This is a genomic window from Altererythrobacter sp. (assembly GCF_050299635.1).
Taxonomy (GTDB): Bacteria; Pseudomonadota; Alphaproteobacteria; order Sphingomonadales; family Sphingomonadaceae; genus Erythrobacter.
Genome location: NZ_JBNKWF010000019.1, coordinates 1 through 14836, shown reverse-complemented (window position 1 = coordinate 14836; position 14836 = coordinate 1). Strand labels below are relative to the sequence as shown.

The 14836-nt window shown below is 62.7% G+C and carries 12 protein-coding genes; 5 read left to right on the top strand and 7 right to left on the bottom strand.

The features are described from left to right. Positions 1-82 precede the first annotated feature (82 nt). On the bottom strand, positions 83-280 hold the full coding sequence (locus tag ACQY6C_RS10805; protein WP_427968599.1) for a YdcH family protein: 198 nt from the start codon (positions 278-280) through the stop codon (positions 83-85). 167 nt (positions 281-447) lie between these two features. On the opposite strand from ACQY6C_RS10805, the gene ACQY6C_RS10800 reads away from it, so the two are divergent. The 5 genes from ACQY6C_RS10800 (at position 448) to tilS (ending at position 6075) form a co-directional block, all read left to right on the top strand. Beyond that, entirely contained in the window at positions 448-603 is a 156-nt protein-coding gene (locus tag ACQY6C_RS10800) for a YdcH family protein (protein WP_427968597.1), read from the top strand. A 167-nt stretch (positions 604-770) separates the two neighbouring features. Next, entirely contained in the window at positions 771-3041 is a 2271-nt protein-coding gene (ptsP, locus tag ACQY6C_RS10795; RefSeq protein WP_427968595.1) for a phosphoenolpyruvate--protein phosphotransferase, read from the top strand. 137 nt (positions 3042-3178) lie between these two features. Continuing rightward, positions 3179-4030, top strand: coding sequence for a helix-turn-helix domain-containing protein (locus ACQY6C_RS10790; RefSeq protein ID WP_427968593.1), 852 nt, complete (start codon positions 3179-3181; stop codon positions 4028-4030). Positions 4031-4178: 148 nt separating this feature from the next. After that, positions 4179-5123 carry a tetratricopeptide repeat protein gene (locus ACQY6C_RS10785; protein ID WP_427968591.1) on the top strand — a complete coding sequence of 315 codons (945 nt, stop codon included), beginning with the start codon at positions 4179-4181 and terminating at the stop codon, positions 5121-5123. Continuing rightward, positions 5089-6075: a tRNA lysidine(34) synthetase TilS gene (gene tilS, locus ACQY6C_RS10780; protein ID WP_427968589.1), complete on the top strand. Its 987-nt coding sequence runs from the start codon at positions 5089-5091 to the stop codon at positions 6073-6075. Before ACQY6C_RS10785 ends, tilS begins: the two co-directional genes overlap by 35 nt. Before the next feature lie 69 nt (positions 6076-6144). On the opposite strand, the gene ACQY6C_RS10775 is transcribed toward tilS, so the two are convergent. The 6 genes from ACQY6C_RS10775 to zwf all read right to left on the bottom strand — a co-directional run bounded on the left by ACQY6C_RS10775 (position 6145) and on the right by zwf (position 14645). Beyond that, a complete protein-coding gene (locus ACQY6C_RS10775; RefSeq protein ID WP_427968588.1) occupies positions 6145-6909 on the bottom strand; it encodes a L,D-transpeptidase family protein in 765 nt (254 codons plus the stop codon). A 112-nt stretch (positions 6910-7021) separates the two neighbouring features. After that, positions 7022-9808 (bottom strand): phosphoenolpyruvate carboxylase, encoded by a 2787-nt coding sequence (locus ACQY6C_RS10770; protein ID WP_427968586.1) that lies wholly within the window; start codon positions 9806-9808, stop codon positions 7022-7024. Further along, positions 9805-10398, bottom strand: coding sequence for a bifunctional 4-hydroxy-2-oxoglutarate aldolase/2-dehydro-3-deoxy-phosphogluconate aldolase (gene eda, locus ACQY6C_RS10765; RefSeq protein ID WP_427968688.1), 594 nt, complete (start codon positions 10396-10398; stop codon positions 9805-9807). Before eda ends, ACQY6C_RS10770 begins: the two co-directional genes overlap by 4 nt. Before the next feature lie 17 nt (positions 10399-10415). After that, positions 10416-11396, bottom strand: coding sequence for a glucokinase (gene glk, locus ACQY6C_RS10760; RefSeq protein ID WP_427968584.1), 981 nt, complete (start codon positions 11394-11396; stop codon positions 10416-10418). Positions 11397-11401: 5 nt separating this feature from the next. Next, complete coding sequence (gene edd / locus ACQY6C_RS10755) at positions 11402-13210, bottom strand: phosphogluconate dehydratase (RefSeq protein ID WP_427968582.1); 1809 nt, start codon at positions 13208-13210, stop codon at positions 11402-11404. Beyond that, positions 13203-14645, bottom strand: coding sequence for a glucose-6-phosphate dehydrogenase (gene zwf / locus ACQY6C_RS10750; RefSeq protein ID WP_427968580.1), 1443 nt, complete (start codon positions 14643-14645; stop codon positions 13203-13205). The genes edd and zwf overlap by 8 nt, the downstream gene beginning before the upstream one ends. Positions 14646-14836: the final 191 nt, after the last annotated feature.

Genomic DNA, 14836 nt, shown 5'->3' with positions numbered 1-14836 from the left:
CAGCGGGAACCGCACCCGTGTCCCAGACTGAAACGCAATTGTCGCAAACGTTATACGAAGAGTGCCCTGAAGGGAGATTCCGTCAGGCGATGATGTCAGGCAGCAGGTAATCCTCGATCAACGAGATCTGGTCCCTCAGCTTGAGCTTGCGTTTCTTGAGTCGCGCAATCTGGAGCTGGTCGGTCGAACCGGCACCCACCAATGCCGCGATCGCGGCGTCCAGGTCCCGATGCTCTGTCTTGAGCAATTCCAGCCTCTTTTGCAGCTCTTGCTCGTTCAAGCACCTTGCTCCCTGACACAACGATTCGGCGCATCCTTTAGCGCATGTATCGATAGAATCCTCATAGACCTTCCCAAGATAGGATCGTTGTGGTTTTATGACAATTCGCGGCCTGTCCGCGCTGGACGAGTCGTCTCGCCGGGGCCGCACCGCGAAAGGAGACCCAAATGGAATCGTCCCACGTTCACGCGCTACAGTCCAAACATGATCGGCTCGAGGCTCTGCTTCATGACGAGATGAACAGGCCGGCGCCCAACGCAGCGACGATCCAGGAGCTCAAGAAGCGCAAGCTGATTATCAAGGAAGAGCTTCAACAGGCCTGACCGCGCTCCAAGCCGCAAACCTTTCGGAGCCTCTGCGGCGCCGGGAACCGGTTTGCGCTCCGACCCTGCCGGTCGCGTGCCGGCTCTACCCGACCCTTGCGGCCGCCGGTCTGGCGGCAGGGTGTGCATTTTGCTTTTACCAAACACTGCTATAGGCGGTTGAGATCATGACAGCTGCCGCATCTGCCCGCCAGATTCTTGTCCGCCTGCACGAGGTGATGGCTTCGCGCATGCATGCGCAAGGCAAGCTGGACGCTGTGGTCGACATTGTCGGTGAGGCGCTCGATAGCGAAGTTTGCTCGATCTACCTCCTGCGCGAGGGGATGCTGGAGCTTTACGCTACGCGAGGCTTGAACAAGAGCGCTGTCCACGTGACCCGGATGGCGGTGGGCGAGGGCCTGACCGGCACGATTGCGCAGAATATCGAAACGCTCAACCTGGCCGAAGCGAAGGCCCATCCGGACTTTGAATATCGTCCAGAGACGGGCGAGGAGAAGTTCCACTCCTTCGCCGGCGTGCCAATCGTCTATCGCGAACGTGCAGTGGGTGCGCTGATCGTCCAGCATGTCGATCCGCGCCGCTACGAAGATATCGAGATCGAAGCGCTTCAGACGACTGCGATGGTACTGTCCGAACTCATCGCCAATGCAGAGCTGATCGACGAAGTGGAGGCCGGGTCGACCGGCGACGGACATAATGGCACGCAGGTTGTCAACGGACTGGCGCTGGTAAAGGGCCTGGCAGCGGGCCAGGCCGTGTTCCACCAGCCAAGGGTCGAAATCGTCCAGGTCGTGGCCGACGATATCGAAGCCGAACGCCAGCGGGTCTATCGCGCCTTCGACAAGATGCGCGAGCAGATCGACAATATGGCGAGCCAGGCCGAATTCGGCGTTGGCGGCGAGCATGAAGAAGTGCTCGAGACCTACAAGATGTTCGCCTATGACGAAGGCTGGTCGCGCCGCATCAACGAAGCGATCGACTCCGGCCTCACTGCCGAAGCGGCGATCGAACGGGTCCAGCAACGCACCCGTATGCGCATGCGGGAGATTGACGATCCGCTGCTGGCGGACCGGATGCACGATCTGGAAGACCTCGCCAACCGCTTGCTGCGGATCGTTTCGGGCCAGTTGGGGACGGCGGCGAGCCAGGGCCTGCGGCGCGACACGATCCTGATCGCGCGCAATCTGGGCCCGGCCGAACTGCTCGAATATGATCGGCGCCGGCTCAAGGGAGTGATCCTCGAGGAAGGATCGCTCACTGCGCATGTGGTTATCGTGGCGCGTGCAATGGGCATCCCGGTGCTGGGCCGCGCACGTGGTTTGCGCGGGCTGGTGCGCGAGGGCGACGAAGTCCTGCTCGATGCCGATGCGGGAACGGCCACGATCCGTCCTTCGCAGCAGATTGCCGACGCCTTCGACACGCGCTTCGCCCGTACTCGCGAGAAGCAGGCCGTCTATGCCGAGCTGCGCGACGTCGAGCCCTTTACCCGCTGTGGAACGCGGATCCAGGTGATGATCAATGCCGGGCTGCGAGACGATGTCAGCGCGCTGGCGATGACCGGGGCTGACGGTATCGGGCTGTTCCGCACGGAGTTCCAGTTTCTTGTATCGGCGACACTGCCCCAGCGCGAGAAGCAGACGCGGCTCTATCGCGATGTGCTGGAGGCGGCGGGCGACAAGCCGGTGATCTTCCGTACGGTCGATATCGGCGGCGACAAGGCTGTACCCTATTTGCGCGACGAGGACGCCGCGCTCGACGAAAACCCCTCGATGGGCTGGCGTGCGCTGCGCCTGGCGCTTGAGCGCGAAGGGCTGTTGCGCGCGCAGGCGCGGGCGCTGCTGGAGGCTGCAGGTGGACACACTCTGAACGTAATGTTCCCGATGGTGTCGGAGCCCTGGGAGTTCGACGCAGCCAAGGCCGTGTTTGACGAACAGTTGCAATATCTCAAGACGCGCAAGAAAGTCTTGCCAGAGGCGATCCGCTATGGAGCGATGCTGGAAGTGCCCTCCTTGGCCGAGGTGCTCGATTTGCTGATCCCGAAGTTGTCGTTCATTTCGGTCGGGACCAACGATCTCACACAGTTCCTGCTCGCGGCCGATCGCGCCAATCCCAAGCTGGCGGTTCGGTATGACTGGCTCAGCCATTCGATTCTGCGCTTCCTGCGCCGTGTGGTGCAAAATGTTGCCGGGCAGGAGGTCGATTTGGGTGTCTGTGGCGAGATGGGCGGCCGCCGGCTGGAAGCCCTCGCGTTGCTTGGGCTCGGATTTCGGCGTTTCTCGATCACTCCGGCTGCGGTCGGCCCGATCAAGGAACTGATCCGCAAGGTCGAACTGGAAGAGATTACTGCGGCCATGAACGGGTGGCTTTCTTCACCCACGGTCGATCTGCGCCACGAACTGCAGGAATGGGCGAGCGAACGGGATATTGACTTCGAATAGCGGGGATGGGTGCTGTTTGACCGCGACTGTAAGCCATTTCGTCGCTTTGGGATGATTCACACCTGTCGGATTGCTTGACAGCCGAGCCGCAGACCGATCTTCTGCAGTCAAATACGATTTGGGTCGCGAGTTGAGGTATGGTGGAAGAACAGCAAGAGGTAGCGCAAGAGCTGCCGATGGAGAATGTCGGCAGCAAGCTGCGACGTGCTCGCGAAGCGAAGGGTCTAGACCTTGAGCAGGTCGCGGCTGAAACGCGCATCCCCCAGAGGCATCTCGAAGTTATCGAACGGAGCGCTTTTAACGAGCTTCCCGCGCGCACCTATGCAATCGGGTTCACCCGCACCTATGCCCGCATGGTCGGTCTCGATGATGTTGCGCTGGCGTCCGAGGTTCGCGCCGAGATGGCGGAGTATGAGGAAAGTCGGCCCGAGCGCGGGGCGAGTTTCGAGCCGGGCGATCCGGCCAAGGTGCCTTCCGCCGGCCTGGCCTGGGCGGGAGGGATCGCCGCGATCATCCTGTTTGCAGGCGCAGTGGCGTTCTATTCCAGCTACTTCGGGATCGGCAAAGGTCCCGATCCGCTTCAACCCGACGCACCGCCGCCACAACAGATGAGCGGCATGACCGATGTTTCCGCGCCTGATGCAGCCACGGCCACGGCCTCGGCCACTACGGCAAGGCCCGGAGATGGGCAGGTGGTGTTCACCGCCCTCGAAGAAGGTGTCTGGGTTCGTTTCTATGACGCCAATGGAAACCGTCTGCTCGAAAAGCAGATGGCCAGCGGTGAGCGGTTCGAAATCCCCTCGGATGCGCAGAGTCCGCAGATATGGACCGGGCGCCCCGATGCCTTTGCCATCACGATCGACGGGCACCCGGTGCCCAAGCTGGCAGACGACGATTTCGTCATGCGCGATGTCGCCATTTCCGCTGAAGCGCTGATGGCCCGATCCGATCAGACCGGCGATCCGAACTCCACGCCATCGGTCAACTGACAATTTTGCACCATTTTGCGCAGGTGTCGGCTCGACTTGGAAGCTCGCCTTGGGCACAGATTCGCCTGTAGTTCAGGCTGGCGTGGTTAACGCCCGTCTGTAGGCCCGGCCTGGTGCCGGATGGCAGAAACTGAGGAGTTCAGGCAGCATGTCTTCACGGATCCCCCGCATACTGGCCCCGGCACTTGCGGCATGCGTGGTGCTTTCGACGCCCGTTCCGGCACTGGCGCAGGACGGAACGTCCGAAGCGCGCCTGCGCAAGATCGAAGCGGAAGTGCGCGCCTTGCAGCGCAAAGTATTCCCTGGCGGCGATGAACGATTCTTCACTCCCGAAATCAGCGCCGGTGGGCAAACCGCCAGCGGGCCGAGCACGCCCTCCAGCACTGCGGTGACTGACATCCTCGCGCGGCTCGACGCGATCGAAACCCAGTTGCAGCGGCTGACTGCGCGAAGCGAAGAGAATACCAATGCCATCGCAGGCATCGAGGCGCGACTGACTGCACTGGAGCCGAAGCCTGAGGTTGTGCCCGAACCGCCGGTCGAAGATACACCGCCGAGCGCCGCTGAAACCAACCTGTCCGCAATGACCGGCGGTGCATCGGAAGCCGTCAAGGAAGTGCCCACCAAGCCCGTTTCGCAGCCTGCCGGACCCAGCGCTGAACGGCTGGCCGCGGTGCAAGCGATCGCCAAGCCGCAAACTGACGATCCGGCGGATGATGAATATTCCTATGGCTACCGCTTGTGGAAGGCGGGTTTCTATCCCGAGGCCGAGCAGCAATTGAGCCTGTTCGTTGAGAAATATCCCAGCCATTGGCGCATTACCTATGGCCGCAACCTGCTGGGCCGCGCTTATCTTGACGATGGCAAGCCGCGCGAGGCCGCGCCCTGGTTCCTGCGCAATTACCAGACGGACAAGCAGGGCGCGCGTGCGGGTGACAGCCTGCTCTATCTGGCCGAAGCCATGATTGCGCTGGAAGACACCAATCGCGCCTGCATCGCCCTGGCCGAGTTCAGCGAGACCTATCCCGCGCTTGCTGCCGGGCGGCTGCAGGACCAGTATGAGGCGAACCGCCAGAAAGTGCGCTGCAATTGATAGGACGCTCTCTCCCGATCTGATCGCGCGGTTCCGCGTTGAACTGGAACGGCTGCAGGCCGAATCCGGTCGATTGGGCGTGGCCGTTTCGGGCGGGCCGGACAGCCTGGCGCTGCTCCTGCTGGCCCAGGCTGCCATGCCCGGCAAAGTTTCAGCGGCAACAGTCGATCACGGCTTGCGGCCGGAGAGCGCGCAAGAGGCGGCGTTCGTCGCATCGCTTTGCCAGGAATTGGATGTGCCGCACGAAGTTCTGACGGTGGATGTGCCACCCGGCAATCTGCAGGCCAATGCGCGTGCCGCGCGCTATCGCGCACTCGGAGCATGGCTCGATATCGAAGGGCTGGGCGCAATCGCTACGGCGCATCATGCAGACGATCAGGCGGAAACTCTCGTGATGCGGCTCAACCGGGGCAGCGGGTTGAGCGGTCTCGCGGGCATTCGCGCCGATACCGTGATCGCCGGTCATGGCGGCAGGCTGATCCGGCCGCTGCTCGGCTGGCGCAAGGTCGAGCTGGAAGATCTGGTGCACGCTTGCGGAATCGAACCGGTGCTTGATCCATCGAACGCAAATGAGGAATTCGACCGGGTACGGATCCGCAAGGCTCTGGCCAAAGCGGATTGGCTAGATATTTCGGCCATCGCGCAAAGTGCCTCGCACCTGCAGGAGCTCGATACGGAGCTGGCCGTTTTGGCGCAGCGGGAATGGAAGACCTGCGTCACATTTGTTGGCGATCAGGTTACCTATCAGCCCAGCGCGGATGGCCTGCGCATGACAAGGCAACGCATTCTGACCCGCGCAATCGCAGAACTGGGTGGGGAACTGCCGCGCGGCTCGCAGGTTGCTGCGCTGCTCGACGCGCTTGAGCGAGGCGAGGGCGGCAATCTCGCGGGCGTGCTGGCAAAGTCCGGGAAAGAAGGCTGGGTGCTGCGGCGCGAACCTCCGAGGCATTAGCTTTGGCTCCAGTGCCTCGGTCGCGCCGCAGCACGACGCTGCGGCTTTAGGGGCCAGGGGATACTGACCCTAGATGATCGAATCCCCCAATCCGATCATCTTGCCGCGCGTGATCACTACTTTGTCGCCGCGCCTGGCGATATCGAACAGCCGGGCCGCGAAGGGATCGGGCACCGATATGCAGCCGTGGCTGGCATAACCGTTCTGAATTTCTGATCCGCCATGAATGGCGATTCCGTCCCAGGTCAGCCGCAGCGTCCAGGGCATCGGAGCATTGTCGTATTTTTCCGACACATTGTGCCGTTCCTTGGTCAGGATCGGGAATGTGCCGAGCGGCGTGGGATGATCTTCCGTGCCGAGCAAGACAGCAGCGGCGCCGATTTCATAGCCGTTGCGGAAAACCGAAATGACGCGTGCATCCAGATCCACCGTCACCACCAGCTTGCCGGGTGGCACGCCCTCATCGTCCCAGAACCATTCGCCATATTTGATCGGGCCGTCGATCGGCAGGATGCGCTTGATGACGAAAGCGTCATTGGACCGCTCGCCCGGCCTTGTCGCAAGATTGCCAGGCTGCGGCGGAACTGCCTGTATCACGGGCTCGGAAACCACCTGCGGTGCAGCGATCGAAGCCTCTGTCGGCGAACCATCCGGGGCGGTCACGGTCAGTTCGCTCGCTGCAGGTTGCAACGCTGCCGGATCGACTGCAATCGCCGCCTGTCTGCCAGAAAGCTGCGCTTCGATCGGGGCCTGCGCACCGGCCATGGAACTGCCGCCGAAGATCGCCAATGTGGCGGTGAGTACGATCCGGGCATATTGCGTGGCTGTCTTCATGCAGCGCAATATGTCGTAAATTGCAGTGAGTCGCCAGTTAGTTGCCGCTCTGCGTCCCTTGGCGAGACGCGCGGCGGCCAAAAGTTAACAACAGCGACGTGGCGATCCAGAGTCAGCCGTGTGCGCCGAACTCATTGGCGATGGCAGTCGAGAGCCGCAGGACCAGGCCATAGGCGCGCTCGATGGGATCGATATAGTCGCGCCGGATCTGGCTGTAGCCTTCATCGTCGTCATCGGGATAGTCGCTCGGCGCATCGACCGCAAAGTCGGTGATCTGCGGATAGTCGGTGGGATAGGCGCGGCGCAATTGTGCCAGCGCATCGTCGATCCGCAGCGTGAAGACCATCTCCAGCACGTCGTCGCGGCTGATGTCGTTGGCGCGGCTGAAAGCGGGAATCGAAACGGCGCGCAGAAACATATATTGCAGCAGCGCCAGCCTGAGTGCCTGCGCAGCGCCGATTACACGGCGCACATGTTCGCGGTCCTCCAGCGGTGCTTCATCGGGCACCAGTGCCAGCAGGCGGTGCAGCTTGAGTGCATCGATCCGCAGACGCGAGGCGAGCCTGCGATAAACGCCGGTGCGGTCATCCTTGGTAAGATATTCGGCCAGCGCCTGGCAGGCGTCCGACAGATGGCTCTCCGTCCCGCGATAGGGGCGGCTGGCCCAATATGCGCTGTTGAACAGCTCGCCATAGGCGGCGACTGTCTTGATGCTGGCAAGAGCATTGGAACTGCGCACCAGCCGCAGGAGTTGCCGGCCGCGCTCGCTTTCCATCAGCAGCGCAGCCAGTTCCTCGTAATTACCGTCCGAAGCGCTGCCGATCCCGGCGATCACATTTACCGGATAGCCAAGCTGTTGCAGGATCGCATTGTGCGGAATCGCACGGATCTGGCGCAAAGACATGTCCCGGTCAGCGCTAAGGTCGCTTTGCCGCCGGGATACGCGGCTGCCCGTGGCGTTGAGCAGGCCCAACCCGAAGGCCGTGACCGCGCGCGAATAGGTCTTGCTTTCCAGATGCCCGCGCTGGTGCGAACGGATCGCACGGTAGAAATCAAGGCTCAGATCGGTGCGGCGATAGAAGGGGTCGGTCGGCGCATCCGTATCGGTATCGGCGGGCCTGATCTCGACGATCCGGCCCAGAGTGGCGCGCGCGAGCTCTGGCGTGGAGAAATAGAGATAGCCGTCGCCGCCCTGAAAGCTCACTTCGGGTTCCAGCGTGATCCCGGCGCGGACGAAACGGCGCTTGGCCCAGGGCGAAAGCGGCCATGTGAGCCGGTCGGCGAAAGAATCGGGATGCGCGCCGCGGCCCATGCTCTCGCCATGCGTGTTGAAGATCAGTGCGGCAACATCCGTAAGTCCGTTGGACTCCATCGCTTCGCTGAGCCGACCTTGCAGGCGCTCGATCGCCAGGCTGGCCGGAATCTGTCCAACGAAACGCCCCGCATCCGAAAAGCCCGTCTGGATGCACAACCGGCCACGCTTGCGGGCATATTCGCGGTAGATTTCCTCGGAGAGCAGGGCATCGAGGAAGCGGCCACCATGTTCCAGCGCGCTTTCGGTTTCGAACAGCGGGGAGACATCGACCTTGTCCTCGATCCCGAACAGGCGAGCGAAATAGAGCGCAGCGAGGATGGTGGATGGCTGTTCGCATTCGGCGATCAACATCCGGATCGGTGCGTCCGAATCCACATGAGCCAGTATTTGCGCCATCGCCAGGAACTGGCGGATCGCAGTGGAGCTCTCGATTGCCAGCGCAGCGAAATTGCTGCGTAGCGGCTTCACTCTGGCCAGAAGCTCGCGCAAGGTTGCCATCGCGCCCTTGCTGGTCAGGTCGAGCGTGTTGTCGGGATCGATCCGGCGGCGGATCGCGTTGTGAAGCTGGCTCGAGTTCACACGGAAATGGATCCAGCCCATTCCCAGCCCGTCGGCACGCATCGCGGCGGCGAGCGTCTTGAGCTGGATCGCGCGTTCGGTATCGACCTCCCGCGCTTCGGCTTCGAGCCGGTCGATGAAGGGGGCAAGAGAGAGGAGCTTGCGCGGATCGCTCGCCGTCAGCCGGTTTGCGGCCAAAGACAGCGCGCCCGGATCGGTCAGATCGGCGGCGAAATCGCGCGCGCGGGCGCGGGCATATTCAAGTGCAGGGCGCAGCTCGCCCAGAAGCCCATGTTCGGGGTCGATTGCTTCGAGCGATGCCGTGTAGCGCTCCAGCCGCTCGACCTTTTCGGCCAGACGGAATCCGATCGAATCGTACCACTTGATGTCCGTCCGTCCGTCCATGTCGTAACCGACCCAGCTGGCGAAGCGGAACGGCAGAGGTGCGAGAGCGTGCCATTCGTCGGGCCACTGCTTGGCTGCATGAGCCAGCACTTCGCTAACGATCCCGTCACGCGCGTCCTGCGCATTGCCGATCGCACGCATGGCGCGGTCATGCTCGTAGTCGAGCGTGATCTGCGGGCGCTGTGTACCCACAACGCACACTTCGGTGCCGATCTCACCCTGTTTGCCAGCTTCGCGGGCGACCGCTTCGGACTGGTCGGGTGTAAGCAGGAAGGTGGGATGCGCAGTGAAGACGGCGTGGAGTTGCGGGCGCTCCCATGCCTGCTGGAATACCTTGAAATTGCTAGCACTTTCTGCGGAAAGCGCATTGGCGAGCGTCGCCTGGTTCTCTGCCGGATCGACCGGAGCGACGAGCCGTCTGAGGCGCGATGCACGGCTTTGCATGCTGTCGCATTCAAGCTCGGCCACCAGCGCTTCGATCCCGTCGAGATCGATCTCGCCACCCTCCAGTTCGCGCGAAAGATCCAGGCCCAGCTGGAAAACCGGATTGAAAAGCGGCGTTTCCCGCGTCCGCTGGTGATGGATACTAAGTCGCTCGTTGAGGTCGGCGACTGTCTTCATGGCCGCATTCCCGAAGCTTCTCGCGCGAGTGTTTCGATCTTATGCGTATCGGGTGCCCCGCGCGGCGCAACCCAGCTTCCCCCCACGCAGAGTACCGGCGGAAAAGCGAGCCATTCACCGGCATTGTCAGGTCCGATCCCGCCTGTAGGGCAGAACAGGCATTGTCCGAACGGGGCAGCAAGTGCCTTCAATGCCGGTAGCCCGCCCGCCGCCATGGCAGGGAAGAACTTGAAATGCCGCAGCCCCAGGTCGAGCCCGCGCATGATGTCGCTGGCATTGGCGATGCCGGGCAGGAACGGGACCTGCGCGCCGATGCAGGCGCGGGCAAGCGGTTCGGTAAGGCCGGGCGAAACGATGAACTCGGATCCGGCCGTGAGCGCATCTTCCAGCTCATCAGGGTTGGTTACCGTTCCTGCACCCACGACTGCACCGGGCACTTGCTTCATCGCCGCGATTGCGGGCAGGGCCGCTGGCGTGCGCATCGTCACCTCAAGCACGCGCAATCCGCCAGCGACGAGCGCTTCGGCCAGCGGCACGGCGTGTTCGACTTCGTCGACCACGATCACCGGGATCACCGGGGCCATGCGCATGATGGTTTCGATATCGCTCAAGTAATATGCTCCTTGGCAAAGGCGGCAGCGGCGCCGAACAGGCCCGGTTGCGGATGGGTGATGAGCTTCACGGGGATCGACGCCATCAGGTCGGCGAAGCGGCCCTTGGCACGAAAGCGTTCGGCAAAGCCGGACGTGGGCAGATGGTCGCGCAGGCGGTAGCCGAGCCCACCCGCGATCACGACGCCGCCGAAGCCGCCTTGCGCCAGTGCAATGTCACCGGCCACGCTGCCGAGCGAAAGGCAGAAACGGTCCACCGCAGCTGCGGCAAGCGAGTCCCCTCCGCCTATGCCGCGAGTCCAGATCGCGATATCATCTTCCTCGGCAACGGTGCGGTGCTCCATGGCAGCCAGTGTCTGGTAGATATCGACGATCGCCGGGCCAGCCACCACGCGCTCGATCGAGACGCGATTGTGCCGCTTCCTGAGGCGCGCAAGGATCGCATCCTCGATCTGGTCGAGCGGAGCGAAGTCGATATGCCCGCCTTCGGTCGCGGTGACGCGGTAGCTGTCGTCTGAGCGCCATAGGTGCGCCACGCCCAATCCCGTGCCTGGCCCGAGTACGCTGATCGTTCCTTCTTGGGCGAGCGGCTGCTTGGGACCGGCAAGGTGCAGGAACTGGTCATCGGGCGCGCGTGCCACGGCATGAGCGACCGCTTCGAAATCATTGACCACAGTGAACTGCTCGACGCCAAGCTTGGACGGGATCAGGGCTGGGCGGATGATCCACGGATTGTTGGTGAACCGGATCACTTCGCGATCGACCGGCCCGGCGATCGCGATACTCACGCGCGGCGGCAATGTTCCGCCCGCGCGGCTGCGAAAATCCTCCCAAGCAGTCTGGAAGCTGGCGTGGTCTTCTGTGTGGAGCGTTTCCGGCTCGCTCAGGCTGATCGCCCCGTCATCCGCCACCGTGGCGATGGCGAAGCGGGCATGTGTTCCGCCGATATCTACGCTGACCAGTTCGGTGGCGCTCATATCCGTCAAAGCCCCGCTGAGGCGAGCATGGCGCTGCCGCCCTTTTCGGCGCTGTCGGCCCCGATACGAAGCATGGCGAAGAGCTCGCGCCCAACGCCCGCCGCCGGTTCGGGGTCAGGCACCGCTTCTCGCACGCCGAGATCGGCATCGGTCGAAAGCACGCCCGTTTCCGCGCACAGGCGCACCACGTCACCATCCTGAAGCTTGCTGAGCGGCCCGCCGCCCAGCGCTTCGGGTGTGACATGGATCGCTGCAGGGACCTTGCCCGATGCGCCCGACATGCGGCCATCGGTGACCAGTGCCACGCGATATCCGCGGTCCTGCAGCACACCCAGGATCGGAGTCAGCTTGTGCAGTTCGGGCATCCCGTTGGCGCGCGGCCCCTGGAATCGCACGACCACGACCACGTCCTTCTCCAGCTCGCCCGCCTTGAAGGCGTCGACGACATCGGCCTGACTTTGGAAAACGCGGCACGGGGCCTCAACCGTCCAGCGTTCCTTTTCGACTGCCGAGGCCTTGAAGCAGCCGCGACCGAGATTGCCGGTGACGAGCCGCATCCCGCCGTCCGGCTGGAACGGTGCGCCTGCGGGGCGCAACATGTCGCTGTCTCCGCTTTCACCAACTTCGCGCCAGAGTAGCGTATCATCCTCGCCCAGGCCCGGTTCGAGAGCATAGTCCGACAGATCGCCGTCGCTCACCGTCGCCACATCGCGGTGGCACAGTCCTTCCTCGAGCAGCGAGCCGATGACATAACCCATGCCGCCTGCATCCTGGAAGTGGTTCACGTCGCCGGGGCCGTTGGGATAGACTCGCGCGATCAACGGGACAGCGCTTGAGAGTTCGGACAGATCGTCCCAGTCGAAGATTATTCCGGCGGCGCGCGCCATGGCCGGAATGTGGATCGCATGGTTGGTCGATCCGCCGGTCGCGAGCAGGCCGATCGCGGCATTGACGATCGCTTTCTCATCGACGCAGCGGGCGAGCGTCTTCTCGCGTGTCCCCGACAGCTCGGCCAACCGATGCACGGCCTTGCGGTCAAGCGCCTGGCGCAGCTTGGTGCCGGGCTGGACGAATGCCGCGCCGGGAATGTGGAGACCCATCATCTCCATCATCATCTGGTTCGAATTGGCGGTGCCATAGAAAGTGCAGGTGCCGGGCGAGTGGTAGCTGCCCATTTCGCTTGCGAGCAGCTCCTCGCGCCCGACCTTGCCTTCGGCATAAAGCTGGCGAACGCGCTGCTTTTCCTTGTTGGCGACACCGCTGGGCATCGGGCCGGAAGGAACGAAAATCGCGGGCAGATGGCCGAAGCGTAGTGCGCCCATTACCAGGCCGGGCACGATCTTGTCGCAAATGCCGAGGCACGCGACCCCGTCATACATCGCATGGCTGAGCGCAACGCCGGTCGAAAGCGCAATAACGTCGCGACTGAAAAGCGAGAGCTCCATCCCGTCTTCGCCCTGAGTCACGCCGTCGCACATGGCCGGCGTGCCGCCCGCGACCTGCGCGGTGGCTCCGACTTCGCGGGCATAGATCTTCATCCGATCCGGGTAGCGGCCATAGGGCTGATGGGCGCTGAGCATGTCGTTATAGGAACTGACGATGCCGATATTCGGCCCGCGCGCTGCCTTGAGCGCTTCCTGGTCCTCGACCGCGCCGGCAAAGGCATGGGCGAGGTTGGAGCACGAGACCTGACGTCGATCGGGCCCGCGATCGGCTTCGCGATCCATCAGGTCGAGATAGGCCTGGCGGCTCGCGCGCGAACGTTCGATCACCCGCTCGGTAACATTGGCAATGACCGGGTTGAGATCACTCATCGTGCCAGCTCACTCCATCGCGTTCGGTCAGGGCAATCGACGCACTCGGTCCCCAGGTCCCTGCCGTATAGGTCTTCGGCTTGAGGTCTTCCTCAAGCCATGCTTCGCGGATCGCATCGATCCAGTGCCATTGCGCTTCGACCTCGTCGCGGCGGACGAACAGCGTCTGATCGCCTTCGATCAGGTCCAGCAGCAAGCGCTCGTAGGCGATGCGTTTGTGCAGGCCGACGAAGGCATCGGGCATCGCGATGTCGAGCGGGACCTGACGCAGGCGGATGCCTTCACGGTCCAGCCCCGGCACCTTGGCCATGAGCGATAGCGAGATATTTTCTTCGGGTTGTATTCCGATCACCAGCCGATTGGGCTGCACAGATGCTCCCTTGCCGGCGAAGATCGAATGCGGGATGCAACGGAATTGCACCACAATTTCGGTCACGCGTTCGGGCAGCCGCTTGCCGGTGCGCAAGTAGAAGGGCACGCCCTTCCAGCGCCAATTGTCGACATGGCTTTTGATCGCGACGAAGGTTTCGGTGTCCGAATCCTTGCCCAGTTCCTCGTCATAGCCAGGCACCGCCTGGCCGCCGATCGCACCGGCGCGATACTGCCCGGTCACCGTCTCGCCCTTCTCGACGTGGCGCAGTGCGCGCAGCACCTTCACCTTTTCGTCGCGCACGGCGGTGGAATCGAAACTCGTAGGCGGCTCCATCGCGACCAGCGACAGAAGCTGGAGCATATGGTTCTGCACCATATCGCGCAAAGCGCCTGCATCGTCGTAAAAGGCCACGCGGCCTTCCAGCCCGACCGTCTCCGCGACGGTGATCTGGACATGCTCGATATAATTGGAGTTCCAGATCGGCTCGAACAGGATATTGGCGAAACGCAGCGCCAGCAGGTTCTGGACCGTTTCCTTGCCCAGATAGTGATCGATGCGGAAAATCCGCTCTTCCGGGAAAGCTCCCGCAACGGCATCGTTGATTTCGCAGCTCGATCCCAGATCGATGCCGAGCGGCTTTTCCAGGCACATGCGCACATTGTCGCCATCAAGCCCGGCGTGCTTGAGACCCTTGATCGTTGGTTCGAACAGGCTGGGTGCCGTGGACAGGAAGATCGCCAGCCCGTGCTTGGGCTCGCCAACCTTCGCGGCAAGTTCCTTGTAGCCTTCCAGCGTTGTCGCATCGAGCTGTTGGTAATGCAGCCGGTTGAGGAAATCGGCCATGCCGCCGCGCCTGTCTGCTGGCAGGTACTTCTCCAGCGCTTCGCGTGCAAAGTTGCGAAACTCGGCGTCGGTCAGCGCGGAGCGTGCAGTGCCGACGATCTGCAGATCGTCATGCAGCAGCTCATCTGCATCGAGCGCGCAAAGCGAAGGCAGCAGCATACGCTGCGCCAGATCGCCGGTCGCGCCGAATAACAGCAGTCTGTCAGCAGTAAAGCTCATTGCAGGTCTCGCCCTTCAGTTTGCCGTGCCTTCTGTTGTGCATTGCAACACCGCACCTAGCAAGGACGCGTTTCAAGAGCCATCACCGCGCATACCAATTCATTATGTCGGCGAGAACGACGGGTGTCGGATGGTGACTGGGCTTAGGCCTTACGAAGCGGTGCCGATCACGCCGAACAGATCGTGTGCGT